Annotated in this window: 17 protein-coding genes; 6 read left to right on the top strand and 11 right to left on the bottom strand. The window is 61.4% G+C overall.

Features of this window, described 5'->3' with window-relative positions; all coding sequences use genetic code 11:
- Nucleotides 1-49: 49 nt before the first annotated feature.
- Both trxB and BM079_RS04240 read right to left on the bottom strand, forming a co-directional pair.
- Nucleotides 50-1,027, bottom strand: a complete 978-nt coding sequence (gene trxB, locus BM079_RS04245) for a thioredoxin-disulfide reductase (protein WP_090131149.1) — start codon at nucleotides 1,025-1,027, stop codon at nucleotides 50-52.
- A 167-nt stretch (nucleotides 1,028-1,194) separates the two neighbouring features.
- Entirely contained in the window at nucleotides 1,195-1,383 is a 189-nt protein-coding gene (locus tag BM079_RS04240; RefSeq protein ID WP_322787931.1) for a CPXCG motif-containing cysteine-rich protein, read from the bottom strand.
- A gap of 271 nt (nucleotides 1,384-1,654) precedes the next feature.
- On the opposite strand from BM079_RS04240, the gene acnA reads away from it, so the two are divergent.
- Complete coding sequence (acnA, locus tag BM079_RS04235) at nucleotides 1,655-4,393, top strand: aconitate hydratase AcnA (protein ID WP_090131147.1); 2,739 nt, start codon at nucleotides 1,655-1,657, stop codon at nucleotides 4,391-4,393.
- 93 nt (nucleotides 4,394-4,486) lie between these two features.
- Here acnA and BM079_RS04230 read toward each other — a convergent pair whose 3' ends face one another.
- Complete coding sequence (locus BM079_RS04230) at nucleotides 4,487-5,134, bottom strand: hypothetical protein (RefSeq protein ID WP_090131145.1); 648 nt, start codon at nucleotides 5,132-5,134, stop codon at nucleotides 4,487-4,489.
- Between the two features lie 405 nt (nucleotides 5,135-5,539).
- Here BM079_RS04230 and BM079_RS04225 point away from each other — a divergent pair, with 405 nt between their 5' ends.
- Nucleotides 5,540-7,564 (top strand): S9 family peptidase, encoded by a 2,025-nt coding sequence (locus tag BM079_RS04225; protein WP_090131143.1) that lies wholly within the window; start codon nucleotides 5,540-5,542, stop codon nucleotides 7,562-7,564.
- Nucleotides 7,565-7,643: 79 nt separating this feature from the next.
- On the opposite strand, the gene trpS is transcribed toward BM079_RS04225, so the two are convergent.
- The 7 genes from trpS to radC all read right to left on the bottom strand — a co-directional run bounded on the left by trpS (nucleotide 7,644) and on the right by radC (nucleotide 12,678).
- Entirely contained in the window at nucleotides 7,644-8,657 is a 1,014-nt protein-coding gene (trpS, locus tag BM079_RS04220; protein WP_090131141.1) for a tryptophan--tRNA ligase, read from the bottom strand.
- 107 nt (nucleotides 8,658-8,764) lie between these two features.
- Complete coding sequence (locus BM079_RS04215; RefSeq protein ID WP_090131139.1) at nucleotides 8,765-9,109, bottom strand: putative signal transducing protein; 345 nt, start codon at nucleotides 9,107-9,109, stop codon at nucleotides 8,765-8,767.
- A gap of 7 nt (nucleotides 9,110-9,116) precedes the next feature.
- Nucleotides 9,117-10,307, bottom strand: a complete 1,191-nt coding sequence (locus BM079_RS04210; protein ID WP_090131137.1) for a class I SAM-dependent rRNA methyltransferase — start codon at nucleotides 10,305-10,307, stop codon at nucleotides 9,117-9,119.
- A gap of 93 nt (nucleotides 10,308-10,400) precedes the next feature.
- Nucleotides 10,401-11,216 (bottom strand): bifunctional DNA-formamidopyrimidine glycosylase/DNA-(apurinic or apyrimidinic site) lyase, encoded by an 816-nt coding sequence (mutM, locus tag BM079_RS04205; RefSeq protein ID WP_090131135.1) that lies wholly within the window; start codon nucleotides 11,214-11,216, stop codon nucleotides 10,401-10,403.
- Nucleotides 11,217-11,343: 127 nt separating this feature from the next.
- Entirely contained in the window at nucleotides 11,344-11,499 is a 156-nt protein-coding gene (gene rpmG, locus BM079_RS04200) for a 50S ribosomal protein L33 (RefSeq protein ID WP_019950674.1), read from the bottom strand.
- Between the two features lie 64 nt (nucleotides 11,500-11,563).
- Nucleotides 11,564-11,800, bottom strand: coding sequence for a 50S ribosomal protein L28 (rpmB, locus tag BM079_RS04195; RefSeq protein ID WP_086620665.1), 237 nt, complete (start codon nucleotides 11,798-11,800; stop codon nucleotides 11,564-11,566).
- Nucleotides 11,801-12,003: 203 nt separating this feature from the next.
- Nucleotides 12,004-12,678: a RadC family protein gene (gene radC, locus BM079_RS04190; RefSeq protein WP_090131133.1), complete on the bottom strand. Its 675-nt coding sequence runs from the start codon at nucleotides 12,676-12,678 to the stop codon at nucleotides 12,004-12,006.
- Between the two features lie 135 nt (nucleotides 12,679-12,813).
- On the opposite strand from radC, the gene BM079_RS04185 reads away from it, so the two are divergent.
- Together BM079_RS04185 and BM079_RS04180 are read left to right on the top strand one after the other, a co-directional pair.
- Nucleotides 12,814-13,830, top strand: coding sequence for a zinc-dependent alcohol dehydrogenase family protein (locus BM079_RS04185; RefSeq protein WP_217639639.1), 1,017 nt, complete (start codon nucleotides 12,814-12,816; stop codon nucleotides 13,828-13,830).
- 148 nt (nucleotides 13,831-13,978) lie between these two features.
- Nucleotides 13,979-15,067, top strand: coding sequence for an SMP-30/gluconolactonase/LRE family protein (locus tag BM079_RS04180; protein WP_090131130.1), 1,089 nt, complete (start codon nucleotides 13,979-13,981; stop codon nucleotides 15,065-15,067).
- Between the two features lie 44 nt (nucleotides 15,068-15,111).
- Here BM079_RS04180 and BM079_RS04175 read toward each other — a convergent pair whose 3' ends face one another.
- Nucleotides 15,112-15,993: a 5'-nucleotidase, lipoprotein e(P4) family gene (locus tag BM079_RS04175; RefSeq protein WP_090131129.1), complete on the bottom strand. Its 882-nt coding sequence runs from the start codon at nucleotides 15,991-15,993 to the stop codon at nucleotides 15,112-15,114.
- 116 nt (nucleotides 15,994-16,109) lie between these two features.
- Here BM079_RS04175 and BM079_RS04170 point away from each other — a divergent pair, with 116 nt between their 5' ends.
- Nucleotides 16,110-17,468 (top strand): bifunctional phosphopantothenoylcysteine decarboxylase/phosphopantothenate synthase, encoded by a 1,359-nt coding sequence (locus BM079_RS04170; RefSeq protein ID WP_090131127.1) that lies wholly within the window; start codon nucleotides 16,110-16,112, stop codon nucleotides 17,466-17,468.
- On the top strand, nucleotides 17,465-17,950 hold the full coding sequence (dut, locus tag BM079_RS04165; RefSeq protein ID WP_090131125.1) for a dUTP diphosphatase: 486 nt from the start codon (nucleotides 17,465-17,467) through the stop codon (nucleotides 17,948-17,950). Before BM079_RS04170 ends, dut begins: the two co-directional genes overlap by 4 nt.
- Nucleotides 17,951-17,963 lie beyond the last annotated feature (13 nt).

Below are 17,963 nucleotides of genomic sequence, written 5' to 3'. Positions count from 1 at the left end.
AAAGCCTTCCCCTGATGCCTCCTGCAGCGGCGATGATCGCCGCACCTCCTTACCAGGCCGAGTGCGGTACGCTCGGGTCGAGACCGTCCAGGTAGCGCTCGGCATCCAGCGCCGCCATGCAGCCGCTGCCGGCCGAAGTGATGGCCTGACGATACACCTGGTCGGCTACGTCGCCGGCAGCAAACACGCCCGGAATGCTGGCAGCGGTGGCGTTACCCTCAAGGCCCGACTTCACCGTGATATAGCCATCCTTCATGTCCAGCTGCCCCTTGAACAGGTCAGTATTGGGGCGGTGACCGATGGCCACGAACAGCCCCGGCGCCTGCAGTTCACGGGTGCTGCCATCCGTCATGGACTTGAGCCGCACGCCCGTGACGCCGGAGTCATCTCCCAGCACTTCCTCGACTGTGGTATTCCACTCGATCGCCATGTTGCCGTTTTCGACCTTGTCGAACAGCTTCTGCTGCAGGATCTTCTCGGCACGCAGGCTGTCACGACGATGGACCAGCGTCACTTTCGAGGCAATGTTGGAGAGATAGAGCGCCTCCTCGACGGCCGTGTTGCCACCGCCGACCACGACGACCTCCTTGTTGCGATAGAAGAAACCATCACAGGTCGCGCAGGCAGAAACGCCCTGCCCCTTGAAACGCTCCTCGGACTCAAGGCCGAGATACAGCGCGCTGGCACCAGTCGCCACAATCAGGGAGTCGCACGTGTAACTGCCGTTGTCGCCCTTCAAGCGGAAGGGACGCTCGGTCAGGGTCACCTCATTGACGTGATCGATGCGGATATCGGTCTCGAACCGCTCGGCGTGACGACGCATGCGCTCCATGAGTTCGGGCCCCTGCACACCGCTGTCATCGCCCGGCCAATTGTCGACATCCGTGGTAGTGGTCAGTTGGCCGCCCATTTCCATGCCCGTCAACAGCATCGGGGACAGATTGGCACGCGCTGCATAGACCGCCGCGGAGTAGCCGGCAGGGCCGGAGCCCAGAATAATCAGCGGATGATGGCTGACGTCACTCATGACATACCTCGGTAAAAATCGACAGAAATAGGATGGCACCCAGTGTAACACTGACCATGGCCTGCATCAGTGCCCGGGCGAACATGACGGGATGGCGCTCATTGTGGGCCGACGTGCAGCCTGCCGCCAATCGGTGGTGACAATGACACCCATTGTCTGATACCGGTTCATGCGTCGTCATCACGACCGAGAGTGACCGACTCAAGGGTGTCATCAAAGGGAGATATCGTCACCGTCACCACGATCGGCGCACAGCACCACTGGCAGTCCACCCAGGTGGTATGGGTGCCCTGGCTGGTATCGATGTCGATATCGTTCATGGCGTCGCAGTAGGGGCAATGATCCTGCCACGACATTAGCCTTTGGTCGTACATAAAGTGCTTTAGCCTTGAAATACTTGAACGAAACGAGCGGGAAACTGTTATGCTAGCACCACGAATTTTGTCGACAATGTAGACAAGCCGATATGGGATCACGATGTCGGTATGCCTACTATACTCATCAGGAATTCGATGGCGCGATGCCATGTTTCCTGATGCCGCGTACCGACCGTGCGGGATCGCCTTTCCTGACGAGAATGACAAGGCCGCATGGCACGGGTCCGCAATACGATGAGGAGGAGGCTTCATGAGCCCTGACAACAGCAACGGCACGCTCAGCGAGCTGCAGGTAGGTGATACCACCTACCATTACTATAGTCTCAGGAAGGCAGCAGAGCAGTACGGCGATTTCACCCGCCTGCCTTTCACCCTCAAGGTGCTGCTTGAAAACCAGCTGCGCTTTCAGGATGGCGTGACCGCCACCCAAGACGACATTCAGGCGCTGGTCGACTGGCAAAAGGAAGGCCGCTCCACGCGCGAGATCGGCTATCGCCCCGCGCGCGTTCTGATGCAGGACTTCACCGGCGTTCCCGGCGTGGTGGATCTTGCCGCCATGCGTGATGCCGTTGCCAAACTCGGTGAAAAGCCCTCTCGCATCAACCCGCTGTCGCCGGTGGATCTGGTCATCGACCACTCGGTCATGGTCGACGACTACGGTAATCCGGAAGCGTTTGAAGACAACGTCAAGATCGAGATGCAGCGTAACCTCGAGCGCTACGAGTTCCTGCGCTGGGGCCAGCAGGCGTTTGACAACTTCAGCGTCGTCCCCCCGGGCACCGGTATCTGCCACCAGGTCAACCTCGAGTACCTGGGCAAGTCGGTCTGGACGAAGGAAGAAGACGGCAGAACCTTCGCCTTCCCCGATACGCTGGTCGGCACCGACTCGCACACCACCATGATCAACGGGCTGGGCGTGCTGGGCTGGGGCGTTGGCGGCATCGAGGCCGAAGCGGCCATGCTGGGCCAGCCGGTCTCCATGCTGATTCCCGAAGTCATCGGTTTCAAGCTGGAAGGCAAGCTGCGTGAAGGCATCACGGCCACCGACCTGGTGCTGACCGTCACCCAGATGCTGCGCAAGAAGGGTGTGGTCGGCAAGTTCGTCGAATTCTATGGCGACGGCCTGAAGGACCTGCCGCTGGCCGACCGCGCCACCATCGCCAACATGGCACCGGAATATGGCGCTACCTGTGGTTTCTTCCCGCTGGACGAAGAAACCCTGAACTACATGAAGCTCACCGGCCGCAGCCAGGAGCAGATCGAACTGGTCGAGGCCTATGCCCGCGAGCAGGGTCTGTGGCGTGAGCAGGGCCATGAGCCGATCTTTACAGACACCCTGTCGCTCGACATGGACAAGGTCGAGGCGAGCCTGGCCGGGCCCAAGCGCCCTCAGGACCGCGTGGCCCTGACCGACATGAGCACTACCTTCGAAAAGCTGCTCTCCGATCAGTCAAAGGACGCGCCGTCGAAGGAAGAGGGTCGCTGGCAGAGCGAAGGCGGCAACACGGCCCCCTTTGTCGACAACAGCTTCAGCGAAGAACCCAACATCGAGCACCGCGGTCACAAGTTCCGCCTGCAGAATGGTGCCGTGGTCATCGCTGCCATCACCTCCTGCACCAACACCTCCAATCCGAGCGTGTTGATGGCCGCAGGTCTGGTCGCCAAGAAGGCCGTCGAAAAGGGCCTGACCAGCAAGCCGTGGGTCAAGACCTCGCTGGCACCGGGCTCCAAGGTTGTTACCGACTACCTGGCCACGGCCGGTTTTCAGGAGCCGCTCAACGAGCTGGGCTTCAACCTGGTCGGCTACGGCTGCACCACCTGTATCGGCAACTCCGGGCCGCTGCCCGAGCAGATCGATCAGGCCATTCAGGACGACAACCTGACGGTCGCCTCGGTCCTGTCGGGCAACCGTAACTTCGAAGGCCGTATCCATCCGCTGGTCAAGACCAACTGGCTGGCGTCACCGCCCCTGGTTGTAGCCTATGCGCTGGCCGGCAACGTGCGTCTGGACCTGTCGAAGGAGCCTCTGGGCAACGACAGCAGCGGCAATCCGGTCTATCTCAAGGATATCTGGCCGTCCCAGAAGGAGATCGCCGAGGCCGTCGAGCGCGTGCGCAGCGACATGTATCGCAAGGAGTACGCCGAGGTCTTTGACGGTGATGCTGCCTGGCAGTCCATCGACATCACCCCGGGTGAAGTCTACGAGTGGTCGAAGGACTCTACCTATATCCAGCACCCGCCCTTCTTTGAAGGCATGGGTCGCGAGCCGGAGCCGATTCAGGACGTCGAAAATGCCGGCGTACTGGCCAAGCTGGGTGACTCGGTCACCACCGACCACATCTCCCCGGCCGGCTCCATCAAGCCGGACAGTCCGGCAGGTCGCTACCTGCAGGAACACGGTGTCGAGGTCAAGGACTTCAACTCCTACGGCTCGCGTCGCGGCAACCATGAAGTAATGATGCGTGGTACCTTTGCCAACGTGCGCATCCGCAACGAGATGCTCGACGGCGTCGAGGGTGGCTTTACCCGTCACGTGCCTTCCGGCGAAGAGATGGCCATCTATGATGCCGCCATGAAATACGCCGAAGAAGGCACGCCGCTGGTCGTGATTGCCGGCAAGGAATACGGCACCGGCTCCTCGCGTGACTGGGCAGCCAAGGGTACGCGTCTGCTGGGCGTTCGCGCCGTCATCGCCGAATCCTACGAACGTATTCACCGTTCCAACCTGATTGGCATGGGCGTTCTGCCGCTGCAGTTCCCGGAAGGCGAGGATCGCAATTCGCTGGGCATGACCGGTGAAGAGACCATCAGCATCTCGGGTCTGGCGGATCTGGCGCCGGCTGCCAGCGTCAAGGTTTCCATCACCTTTGCCGACGGCAACACGAAGGAACTCGATGCCCTTTGCCGCATCGATACCGCCAACGAGCTGGAGTACTACCGTCACGGCGGTATCCTCCACTACGTGCTGCGCAGCATGCTGCCGAAATAATCGGACTCAGCCTCTGCCACATAAAAGGCCCCATCGATGGATGGGGCCTTTTTTATATTTCCTGCACAGCAATCTCTCTCAGGCGACAATCGATCAGCCAGCGTGAGCGACCTGCCGTCGGGCCCAGAACCACAGCTCGACAATGGCCAGCAGCATCAGCGCATAGCCCAGCGTCTCGACACCCTCTTCCACCGTGGATTTGATCTCATAGATGTACTGCGCCTTTAAAACGGCTTCCCAGAAGATGCCGCGTCCCATCAGACGGGAAAAGACGTAGACGGTTACAAAACCGCCCAGAAAGAGGCCGAAGGACATCTGCTGCATATACTGACAGCATTCGTCCAGCACCCGCATTCGGCGGCGCACCAGAAACACAATGGCCGGCAGCAGTACCAGCGTCACCAGCCACTGCCAGAGGTCATCGAAGATTCGGTCCAGCATGAAATCCTGCTCACGAATCAGTGAAGCCAGCAAGAAGGCGAACATCAACACGGTGCCGTGACGGTAAATCCCCATTGCGCGGATTTTCCATAGAAGAATCAGGCTGGCCAGCAGCATGAAGGTCTGGGAGATTTCAGCGAAGGAGGCTTCCGTGAACTGATCTTCAAGTGCTCTGGGCAGTGCATCCCAGTACATGCACTGGCAGATCAGGGCAATAAAGAAAAGATAGCCAATGTAGCGATAGATGCTGTTGAGCGTCCTGCGTCGTTCGCCAGGAGATGAATCGGTAAAACCGTGCATGATCGTTCCAGAATCGTGAGCGTGTTAACAAAACATTATAGCGATTTACATGCACAAGGGAATGTAAAACGCTTCATATCAAACACACCCATGCAAGCGCATCGTTGATGCGTCACTGGCAAACTCTGATGCTTTTTCACCATGCAACTGCCGATGAAGGTGAATATCATCCATACCCAGCCGTGCAAATCTGCCGAAACGATACCGATGTCACGTCATTAAAAGTGCCAGACCGCACCCGTACAGCGCCCCAAAAGCGCTACCGCGCCCCTGAACGACCGGAGACTGATGGAAGCCGGACAACGGATTCATCAGGCCCGGGATACACGCGTGCGTTATGCTGTCGAACGCAAGAGGACATCGTAGAGCGCTACGATAACCGGCTAATGGTAAAAGGAGTTCATGATGCGCTGGATCAATGTAGCGCTGACGACCGTGGCGGCCAGTCAGACCCCTTCGGCAGGCGCCGGCCCGGCAAATGATGAGGCGCTTATCGAGCGACAGCGTCTGTTTGGCAATCCCAGCCGCGTTCAGGGTCGCCTGAGCCCCGACGGGCAGTGGCTCTCCTGGATTGCACCTCATAATGACGTGTTGAATCTTTGGGTGGCCCCGGCCGATCAGCCTGAAAAGGCACACGCTCTGACGCAGGAAGATACCCGCCCGATTCGCAGCTACTTCTGGTCGCCGGACAGCCAGCAGCTTCTGTACGTCAACGACCAGGGCGGTGACGAGAACTTTCGCCTTTACGGCGTCAACGTCAAAAGCGGCGAGCAGCGCACCCTCACTCCGCAGGAAGGCGTGCGCGTCCAGATACTGGGGGTGAGCCGCCATATCAAGGATCGCATCATGGTCGGCATCAACGACCGCGACCCGCGCTGGCACGACGTCTATCAGCTCAACCTTGAAAGCGGCGAGCTGTCGCTGGTGCTGCAAAACGACGGCCACGGCGGCTTTCTGCTCGACGAGAATCTGGAGATTCGCCTGGCCGAGCAGCCTCGCGCCGACGGCGGCGAAGACTTTTTCCGCGTCAATGACCTGAGCGTCGAGCGCGAGCCGTTTGCCTCCATCAGCTTTGAAGACAGCGCCAACACCGGGCCGGCAGGCTTTACCCGCGACGGGCGCACCATGTACTGGATCGACAGCCGCGGACGCGATACGGCGGCTCTGACGGCGCAGGACTGGGACAGCGGTGAACTACGCGTGATCGCCGAGTCACCCAGGGCCGACATTACCGGCGTGATGGCCGATCGTGACAACCACGACATTCAGGCCTGGGCGGTGGATTATCTGCGCACCGAATGGACCGCCATTGACCCGGCCATCGGTGAGGCACTGACCTTTCTTGATGAAAGGCTCAAGGGCGATGTCAACGTCACCTCGCGCACCGATGATGACCGCCGCTGGATTGTGGTCAATGACCCGGTCACCGCCCCGGCCGAAACCTGGCTTTTTGACCGCGACGCGCACACGTTGACCTCACTGTTTGTCAGCCGCCCGGAGCTTGAAGGCGCACCGCTTTCCGGCATGACACCGCTTGAAATCAAAACGCGTGATGGTCTGACACTGGTGTCCTACCTGACCCTGCCCCACGGCAGCGAGGCCGAGGGGTTCACGGCGCCCTCCCAGCCGCTGCCCATGGTGCTGCTGGTGCACGGCGGCCCCTGGGCGCGCGACAGCTACGGCAGCAACAGCTATCACCAATGGCTGGCCAACCGCGGCTACGCCGTGCTGTCGGTCAACTATCGCGGCTCGACCGGTTTTGGCAAGTCCTTCACCGCTGCCGGTGACGGCGAGTGGGGCACCACCATGCACGATGATCTGATCGATGCCGTCAACTGGGCCATCGACCAGGGCGTTGCCGACCCGAAAAAAGTTGCCATCATGGGCGGTTCCTATGGGGGCTATGCCACGCTTGCCGGGCTGACCATGACCCCAGAGGTGTTCGCCTGCGGCGTCGATATTGTCGGGCCGTCGAACCTGACCACTCTGCTTGAGAGCATCCCGCCCTACTGGGAAGCCGGACGCCAGCAGATGTATCGCCGCATGGCCGACCCCAATACCGAGGAGGGTCGCGAGTGGCTGAAGGCGCGCTCACCGCTGACGCATGCCGATCGCATCCAGCGACCGCTATTGATCGGGCAGGGCGCCAACGACCCGCGCGTCAAGCAGGCCGAGAGTGACCAGATCGTTGACGCCATGCGCGAAAAATCGATTCCCGTCACCTACGTGCTCTTCCCCGACGAGGGTCACGGCTTTGCCCGTCCGGCCAACAACATCGCCTTCAACGCCATCACCGAGGCGTTTCTGGCCGAGTCACTGGGCGGGCGATTCGAGCCGATCGGGGACGCGCTGACGCCTTCGACGGCCACCGTACCGCACGGCGCCGAGTACACGCCCGGACTCGAGGCGGCGCTCAACGCCACGTCCTGATCGAGCAACGCTCGACAAGCAAAAGGGTCGCCCTCTCATGAAGGCGGCCCTTTTAATGTCCGGCACGATCAGGCGCTGATCAGACGAATCGACCCAGCCCCACGGCCGGGCGCAGGCGCTCCAGCAACGCACTGGCTTCACCGCGAGCGCGCTCGGCGCCCTTTTGCAGCACCGACTCGATGTGCCCCGGATCCTGCATGAGTCGCTCATACTCACCGCGCGGCCCCTCGAGCTGAGCGTTGAGGTGCTCAAACACCGCGTTTTTGGCATCGCCCCAGCCGATGCCCTCGACGTAGCGGTCACGCATGGCCTGCTCTTCGTCTTCGCTGGCAAAGGCCGAGTAGATCTGAAAGAGCGTGCAGGTATCCGGGTCCTTGGGCTCACCCGGTTCCAGCGAGTTGGTCTTGATCCTGCGAATCAGCTTCAGAAGCTTTTTCTCGGAGCAGAACAGCGGAATGGTGTTGTCATAGCTTTTGGACATCTTGCGCCCGTCCAGCCCGTTGAGCGTCTGGACGCGCTCGTCGACCACCGCCTCGGGCAGCGTGAAATAGTTGCCCTTGTAGACATGATTGAAACGCCCGGCCATGTCACGCGCCATCTCAATGTGCTGAACCTGATCGCGCCCGACCGGCACTCGATTGGCATTGAACAGCAGGATATCGGCCGCCATCAGTACCGGATAGCTGAAAAGCCCCATGGTAATGCCGCGATCGGGGTCCGGGCTGCCGTTCTCCTCGTTGTCCGTCACGGCCGCTTTGTAGGCGTGCGCGCGATTCATCAACCCCTTGGCACAGACACAGGAGAGCATCCAGGCCAGCTCGGTCGTCTCATGAATATCGGACTGACGATAAAAGGTCGCGTTGTCCGTATCCAGCCCCAGCGCCAGCCAGGTGGCGGCAATCTCAAGGCGTGACTGCTGCACCCGTTTGGGATCGCTGGCCTTGATCAGCGCATGCAGATCGGCCAGAAAGTAGTAGGACTGAACGCTGTCGTCCTGACTGGCGGCAATGGCGGGGCGAATGGCACCGACATAATTGCCCAGATGGGGGGTACCGGTCGTGGTAATGCCGGTCAGTACTCGTGTGCTGGTCATGAACGCAACGTCTGCTCGGTAATGGAAAACGGCGCGAAGTCATCGCGTCAGGGTGACTACAGTGTAACGCGGCAGGGCCTGCCGGGCGACAGCCTCACCCGCCGGCGCTAGGGATCGGGACGTTCGTGCCCGCACTGCCAGCAGGTATCGAAATGCGCTTCATGCCATTCGCCACAGCGCTGGCAGCGCCAGCCTCGTGACAGTCGCGCCCCGGGCGACGACGATACCTCAGCGCTCTGGCGCCACTGCTCGATGACCGCCCGGGCACGCGCCTCGTCCCTCGTGGCCACCCACAGCTCCGGTTCGCAGTCGATGGGGGCCAGGTCCCCCATCCCGCCGGCCAGCGTCCAGTTGCGCAGTTCACATTCAACCCCCGCGCCTTCGAGCAGGTTGCGCACGTGACCTACCAGCAGGCTGTTGGGGTGCTGAAAGATACGAACCGGACGCGGCATGGTGACCTCAGTCGCGGAAAATACGCACGCCCATCGCCTTGAGATAGGCCGTTTCCGGGATGGACGGATGGATGGGATGATCGCCGGCCTGATGCCCCTGATGGATCAGCTGGGCATGACGGTCCTGATGACGTGCCGCGCCGCGCACAACGTCAATGAGCCGGTCGCTGGCCAGATGCATCGAGCATGATGCCGACACCAGCAGTCCATCGCGGCCCAATAGGCGGATCGCCTCGCGGTTGAGTCGGCCATAGGCCCGCTCGCCGGTATTGATGTCCTTGCGCTTGCGAATGAATGCCGGCGGATCGAGCACGATCGCATCAAACACCTCGCCCTGCGCCTTGAGCTGAGCCAGTACTTCAAAGGCATCGCCCTGAAGCGTCGAGACCCGATCTTCAACGCCATTGAGGGCAGCGTTGCTCATCACCCGCTCAAGCGCCGGGCTGGAGGCATCGACACAGACAACTTCCGAAGCACCGCTGGCGGCCGCCTGGATGCCCCAGCCGCCCACGTAGCTGAACACGTCCAGTACCCGCTTGCCGGCCACCTGGGCGTTGAGCCAGGCACGGTTATCGCGGTGATCAAAGAACCAGCCGGTCTTCTGCCCCCCCACGACGTCGGCCTCAAAGCGTACGCCGTTTTCCTCCAGCGCCACGGAGCCATCAAGCTCGCCCTGGACAATCTCCACTTCTTCCTCGAGCTGCTCGAGGCGACGCCCGGCGGTGTCGCCGCGCAGCACAATCACTCGCGGCGAGAGCACCTTGTTGAGCGCATCAATGATCTCGTCGCGCACCTTCTCCATGCCCAGCGTATTGAGCTGTACCACGACCACGTCGTCAAAGCGGTCCACCACCAGGCCGGGCAGCAGATCGCCCTCGCCATGCACCAGTCGATAGAACGGGCGCGAGTAGAGGCGCTCACGCAGGGAAAGTGCCTGCTTGAAGCGATGCACCAGCAGGGAACGGCCCAGCATCACGTCGGTATCGCGCGAGACCACACGCGCACAGATCAGGGAGTTGGGATTGACGTAGGCCACACCCATGGCGCGACCGTTGGCCGCCTCGACGATGGCCTGAGCGCCCGGCTCGAAGCCCTTGAGCGGCGTTTCGGCGATGTCAATCTCATTGGAGTAGAGCCACAGATGGCCCGCCTTGAGACGACGATCGGCGTTTTTCTTGAGACGAAGACGTTGGGTCACGACAGCTTCCGGAATTGGTAATAAAAAGGGCACCCGCGTATTGCCCGCCATTCTATCAGTTGGGCACTGCCGCGGCAGCGTCTCCACGCCTCGCTAGTGCTGGCAGTGTGGGCAGAACACGCTGGCGCGCTGGCCGATAGTCATCGAGCGTAGCTCATGGCCGCAGACGCGACACGGCTCGCCACCGCGACCGTAGACGTTGAGTCGCTGGACAAAATAGCCCGGGTCGCCGCGACCACTGACGAAGTCACGCAACGTGGTGCCGCCCTGCTCGATCGACGCCGACAGCACCTCCCTGATGGCCGTCGCCAGAGACTGGTAGCGCTCAAGTGAAATCTTTCCCGCCTCGACGCGCGGGTCGAGGCCGGCCATGAAAAGCGCTTCGGCCGCATAGATATTACCCACCCCCACGACGACGGCGCTGTCCATGATGAAATTCTTGACCGCCACTCGCTTGCCACGCGAGCGCTGATAAAGATGATCACCGTCGAACGTTTCTCCCAGCGGCTCGGGCCCGAGCGCCACCAGACGACGGTCGCTGAGCGGGTCGCCCTTGATGAAATCCACCAGCCCGAAGCGGCGCGGATCATGGTAGCGCAGCACCAGGCCGGAGCTCATGACCAGATCAATGTGATCATGTTTACGCGGCTCGGTGCCGACCTCGACCAGACGCAGGCTGCCGGACATGCCCAGATGCCAGAGCAGATGGCCGCCGGCCACCGGTAGCAGCAGATACTTGGCGCGCCGGTCGATCTCGCCGACGCGCTCACCGGCCAAAAGCCCGGCCAGACCTTCCGGTACCGGAATGCGTAGGCGATGATGACGAACGATGACTTCATTGATCTCGAAACCCGTCACCCACGGCACAATGCCGCGGCGGGTCGTTTCGACTTCAGGCAGCTCGGGCATGGGAATCCGGCGTTTGGGGTCTGAAAACCGTGGTGAAGCAGGGAGGCGTCGGGCAGACGCAAAAGGACCCGGCCATGACCGGGTCCTTTCAGACCACCCCGAAAGATGGTACGTAAAGCGCGATCAATTACTTGATCTTGGCTTCACGATAGATGACATGCTTGCGTACGACCGGGTCGTACTTCTTGAATTCCAGCTTGTCAGGAGTATTGCGCTTGTTCTTGTCGGTCGTATAGAAATGACCGGTACCCGCGCTTGAAACCAGCTTGATCTTGTCACGCATGTTATTGCTCTCCGCATTCAAGCGCCGAAAGCGCTTGAGGTGTGATCACGAAACGATCGTCGTCTCAGACGCTCAGGCCGTTGGCACGCAGGTCCTTGAGGACCACTTCGATGCCTTTCTTGTCGATGATGCGCATGCCCTTGGAGGACAGACGCAGACGAACAAAGCGCTTTTCGGATTCGACCCAGAAACGATGCGTATGCAGGTTGGGTACAAAACGACGACGCGTCTTGCGCTGAGAGTGGGAAACGTTGTTACCAGTCACCGGACGCTTGCCGGTAACCTGACAGACTTGTGACATGGAAGCCTCCAGCCGTGAGCCCGAATGGGCCCCACATGAGTGTCTATTAAGTATTCGGGCAAACCGGTGAGAAGTGGCAGGCGATACGCCTCCCTGCCCCCTGTTCATAACCCGCAGAAAGTCAAAGGGCGTACTTTATACCAGAGCGACCCCTGATCGGCAAGCACCCTCCTGATATTATTGCCATTGCGCCGGTGTCGGTCCTACAGCCATCCCCTTTCGGCAAAGGAAATCACTTCGCCGTCACCCACTACAAAATGATCCAGCACCCGAATGTCGAATAGTCCCAGCGCCTCGATCAGACGCGTAGTGATGCGACGATCCGCGTCGCTGGGCTCGGCCACCCCGGAGGGATGGTTGTGGGCAAAGATGACGGCCCCGGCATTGAGCGCCAGCGCCCGCCGGGCCACCTCCCGCGGATAGACGGCCGCAGCGTCCAGCGTGCCGGTAAAGAGCTTTTCAAAGCGCAGCACCCGATGCTGGCTGTCCAGAAAGAGCGCGGCAAACACTTCATGGCCGAGATCACGCAGATGAGCACTCAAAAAGCGACGCACCATGATGGGAGAATTGAGCGCATCCCCACGCATCAATAACGTTTCGAGATGCCGGCGCGACAGCTCGAGCGCGGCCTGCAGCTGTACGTATTTGGCATCGCCCAGCCCATGGGCACTGCAAAAGGTATCGCGATCGGCCTCCAGCAGTGGCCGCAGCCCGTCAAACTCGCTCAGCAGATCCCGCGCCAGATCCACCGCCGAGCGCCCCTTGACGCCCACGCGAAGAAAAATCGCCAGCAGCTCGGCATCCGATAGCGCCTGCGCCCCCAGATTGATCAGTTTCTCTCGCGGCCGCTCACCCTCCGGCCAGTGACTGATACTCACAACCCCTCCTTTAACAGAACATCCTGATAAAGGGTTAACGACGACACGCCCGAAAACTGAAATCGCGCTCGACTTTTGCCATGTCCCTGTGCCCGCTACGCTTGGCCTGTTATCCGACTAATTTTGAGGAGACTCATGATGCGGCTTTATACCCTGCCAAAGACCGATGCCATCAGCGATCTGACCCTTGCCGAACGCGACACGCCTCGTCCGGCGCGTGGACAGGTACTGGTAAGGATGCGCGCTGCGTCACTCAATTACCGCGATCTGATGGTGGCCACAGGCAACTATGGCGCCGGTGGCGTTGCGCCCGATCGTATTCCACTCTCCGACGGTGCCGGTGAAGTGGTCGAAGTCGGCGAGAATGTGACTCGAGTCGGGGTGGGCGATCGTGTGGCCGGCATCTTCATGCAGAACTGGCTGGGCGGTGAGGTCAATGACAGTCACCCCGGCTCGGCGATGGGCGGCGCCATCGATGGCGTACTCAGTGAATATGTCCTGTTTGATCAGCAGGGGCTGGTCAAGCTGCCCGAGCATCTCTCGTATGAGGAAGGCGCGACCCTGCCCTGCGCCGCCGTCACCGCCTGGAATGCCCTTTATGCCGGCAAATCGCCGCTCAAGACCGGCGACAGCGTACTGCTGCTGGGCACCGGCGGCGTTTCCATGTTCGGACTGCAGTTTGCGCGCGCCGCCGGCGCCCGCGTCATCCAGACCTCCTCCAGCGAAGACAAGCTGGCTCGTGTACGTGAACTTGGTGCTGGCGACACCATCAACTACCGCCATATACCCGAATGGCAGGAAGAAGTTATCCGACTGACAAACGGACGCGGCGTGGATCACGTGGTAGAGGTCGGCGGTGCCGGCACCCTGCCCCGCTCGATCGACTCGGCCCGTCTCGGAGGACAGGTCAACCTGATTGGCGTACTGACGGGTGGTCAAATCGATCCGGTTAACATCATGCGTAAAAGCATACTGCTGCGTGGGGTCTATGTAGGCTCGCGCGAAATGTTCGAACAGATGAACCGTGCCATCACACAACATCAGATCAGGCCGATCATCGATCGTACTTTCGCCTTCGAGGATACCCGCGCCGCCTTTGAACACCTCGAAAGCCAGCAGCATCTGGGCAAGGTGGTCATTACCATCGGTTGAGCGGACCTGCCTTTTGTCTTGCCGGGCGAACGCCCGGCATTCCCGCTACCTGCCCTTTCCCCTGGCACATTGGTGAATACCCAAACCCATCGGCATCCCATAGCGTAGGCAACCCCCATGTTAGCGCTATCAATGACAGGAGATGCCGATGGACACACCACATCATTGCGGTAGCGGCCTGCGTCGCACGTTTCTCAAGCAATCGCTGGCCTGTGGCGCGATCGCCGTCGCCGGTGTCTCGCTGATGCGGCCGGCCGGCGCACAGCCGCTCAATCAGCGCTATCCGGACCCCGCCGTGGAAGTGCTTGATGATCGTTTTCTGGATCTGCGCCTTTTCAATGCCAGCGTCGAGCAGCTGGCCGACGGCCTGCGCTGGGCAGAAGGGCCGGTCTGGTCGGGCGACGGGCGCTACCTGCTGGTCAGCGACATCCCCAACAACCGCATCGTGCGCTGGGACGAAATCAGTCAGACGCTGGGCGTCTATCGGGAAAACTCGAACTTCTCCAACGGCATGACGCGCGATCGTCAGGGTCGCCTGATCGTGTGTGAAGGCTCTACAACGCACGATATCGGCCGACGCATCACCCGCACCGAGCCCGACGGGCGAATCACGGTGCTGGCCGACAATTTCGAGGGCAAGCGCTTCAATTCGCCCAATGACATCGTGGTCAAGCGCGATGGTTCGATCTGGTTTACCGACCCACCGTTTCAGGCCGGCGGCTATTACGAAGGCCATAAAATCGAGACCGAGCTGCCCCACGGCGTTTATCGCATCGACGGGGACACTCTCAACGTCACCCGCGTTATCGACAACATCGCCGGCCCCAACGGGCTGTGCTTCTCACCGGATGAACAGCGGCTCTACGTCGTGGAGGGCCGTGCCAGGCCGGATCGTCTCGTCTGGTCCTATCAGGTCAATGATGATGGCACGCTGGGCGAGCGCACTCGCCATATCGAGGCAAAGGGATTTGGCGGACTGGACGGCATCAAGTGCGATGAACATGGCAATCTGTGGTGCGGCTGGGGCAGTTCGGGCTCGCCCGAGGCGGACCCGGAAGCCCTGGATGGCGTGCGAATCTTTGATCCCCAGGGCAAGGCCATCGGTCACATTCACCTGCCGGAGCGCTGCGCCAACCTGTGCTTTGGCGGCCCTCAAGGCAATCGCCTCTTCATGGCCGCCAGCCACGGCATCTACTCGATCTTTGTCAGCGTACGCGGTGCGCAGTATCTGACCTGAACCGACCGGGAAAGCGGGGTAGCCAGCCTGCCCCGCTTCCGGGATCAGGGCGTCTGCTCGAGCGGCCCCGACCAGATACGAAGGGCGGCCCGACGGCGCTGATCCTTCTCCTGTGGTGACAGCGAGTAGTCACCGTCATAGAGCGCCTTTTCCCAGCCGCCATAGGTCGGATTGGGCAGCACGATGTAGCGCTCGCCGAAATGCGCGCGGTCCTGAATGACCTGCGCATTACGCGTGGCAACATCGTCGGCGTCGTAGCGGCTGTCGAAATCGGACAGATTATCTCCCACCAGCAGCGCGATCTCATGCGTGGCCATGACGGTGTCCCGGCGCGACTGCTTGTCGCTGGTGTCGGTGCGCAGCATCATGTGCTGCTCATCCACCCACGGGAAATCGAGCTGCTGCAGGTTTTTCATGGTGGCCGCCAGCCCGCTTTCGTCGCGATTGGTCACGTAAAACACCTCAACCCCGCGCGAGCGGGCGTACTCCAGAAACGCCTGCGCCCCGGGCAGCGCGCGCGCCTGTGCATCCTCTACCCAGGCGTTCCAGTTGGCGCTGGAATATTGTTCATCGCGCCCGATCAGCCAGGCCTCGAAGGGTGTGTTATCGATGACGGCTTCGTCACAGTCGACAATGACGGCCAATGGTCGGTCGCCGGGCGAATGTGACTCAAGGGCCTGATCCAGACGCAGACGCGCCACATTGAACGCCTGATAGGAGAGCGCCCGATATTCGGCGGCACTCTGCATCCAGACCGTGGCCATGACCAGCTGTTCATTGATCGCCGTATTATTCAAGGATGGCGATTGTGGCTGATCCTGACTGGCGCAGCCGCTCAGGGCGATTCCGACGGCGAGCGCCGAAAGCGCTGGCACCAGACGGCGCGGATAGTCGGAAAAAAACGTATGACGTGTGTTGGCAGACATGGAAATCCTTGCTCAAGCGCCTCGTTGTGGTTGTTGCCGGGCGGGTGCTACGCACGCCAGGCACGCAGTGGTAAGGTAGCATCCCTCTGATTTTCGTTATGCTCATGGAGCTCCGCATGTCACGACTGGCTGGTCAACGCATCGTTTTAGGCATCAGCGCCGGCATTGCGGCCTACAAGAGCGCGGTACTGGCACGACTGCTGAAAAAGGCCGGTGCCGACGTCCGTGTGGTCATGACCGAGGGCGCTCAGGCCTTTATCACGCCGCTGACCCTGCAGGCTCTGACCGGCGAAGAGGTGCGCACCTCGCTTCTGGACCCGCAGGCCGAAGCCGGCATGGGCCACATCGAGCTGGCCAAATGGGCTGATATCGTGCTGATTGCGCCTGCCTCCGCCGATGTGATGGCGCGCCTGGCCGCCGGCATGGCCGATGATCTTCTCACCACCCTGTGTCTGGCCGCGCGCGCGCGCTGCTGGCTGGCACCGGCCATGAATCAGGCCATGTGGTCGCACCCCGCCAGTCAGCGCAACGCCGCCACGCTCCGGGAGCTGGGCTGGCAGCAGCTCGGTCCCGACGCTGGCGAGCAGGCCTGCGGCGATGTCGGCGGCGGCCGCATGATGGAACCGGAAGAGATTGTCGCCGCGCTCGACACCGAACTGTCAGGAAACGCTGAACACAATGGCGCACTGCCGCTGGATGCCAGCCCCGAGCACGACGATCACGCTCCGACGCCTGATGCCTTCATGGCGCACGCCCCCACCGCGGCCGGCCCTCTCGCCGGATGCCACGTGGTGATCACGGCCGGCCCCACTCGCGAGGCGATCGACCCGGTGCGCTATCTTTCCAACCACAGCTCGGGAAAGATGGGCTTTGCGCTGGCCGAGGCGGCCCGCGATCAGGGGGCGCGGGTCACTCTGATCAGTGGCCCGGTGACGCTTGCCACGCCGGCAGGCATCCACCGTGTCAACGTGATCAGCGCCATGGAGATGCTGGAGGCGGTCAACGCAACGCTTGCCGACTGCGACATCTTCATTGGCTGTGCGGCGGTGGCGGACTACCGTCTGGAGGAAGTGGCCGAGCACAAGCTCAAGAAGGTGCCCGGCAGCACCGCGCTGACGCTGAATCTGATCGAAAACCCCGACATCATCGCCGCCGTCACCCATCGCGAGCAGCCGCCTTTCACGGTGGGCTTTGCCGCCGAGACCCGGGAACTGGCCCGTCATGCCCACGACAAGCTCGTACGCAAGCGTCTGGATCTGATCGTGGCCAATGACGTGGCCACCCCCGGGCTCGGATTTGGTGCCGATGACAACGCCGCCGTGCTGTATCATCTCGCCGCCAGCGGATCGGAGGCGGCGGTGACATCACACACCCTGTCGCCGCGCGCCAAGCGAGCGCTGGCGCAAGCCCTTCTTGATTACATGCTGCCCCTTTACCGGGCACATCAACCAACGCGGAGCCCTGCTGCCCCATGACTGCCCCTTCCGACCGGCCACGCCTGCAGGTCAGAATCCTTGATGAACGCGTACGCGAATATCCGCTGCCCCATTACGCCACCAGCGGCAGCGCCGGCATGGACCTGCGCGCCCTGCTGGACGCCCCACTTGAGCTCGCCCCTGGCGACTGCGAGCTGATCCGCACGGGACTGGCCGTTCACATTGCCAATCCAGCGTGGGCCGGCATGATCCTGCCGCGCTCCGGTCTGGGCCACAAGCGCGGCATCGTGCTGGGCAATCTGGTCGGCCTGATCGATGCCGACTATCAGGGCGAGCTGATGATCTCGGTCTGGAACCGCGGTCAGGAACACGTCACGCTCGAGCCGTTCGAACGCATTGCCCAGTACGTGCTGGTGCCAGTCATTCAGGCCGAGCTTGACGTCGTGGATGACTTTACCCCCGGTGACGATAGCGCCGCGGTTCGTGGTGCCGGTGGCTTTGGCCATTCGGGACGACACTGACGCGCTCTGACAG

It is taken from the genome of Kushneria avicenniae (assembly GCF_900112585.1).
Lineage (GTDB): Bacteria > Pseudomonadota > Gammaproteobacteria > Pseudomonadales > Halomonadaceae > Kushneria > Kushneria avicenniae.
Note: the sequence above shows the minus strand (reverse complement) of the source record. Positions and strands in the feature narration are given on the sequence as shown.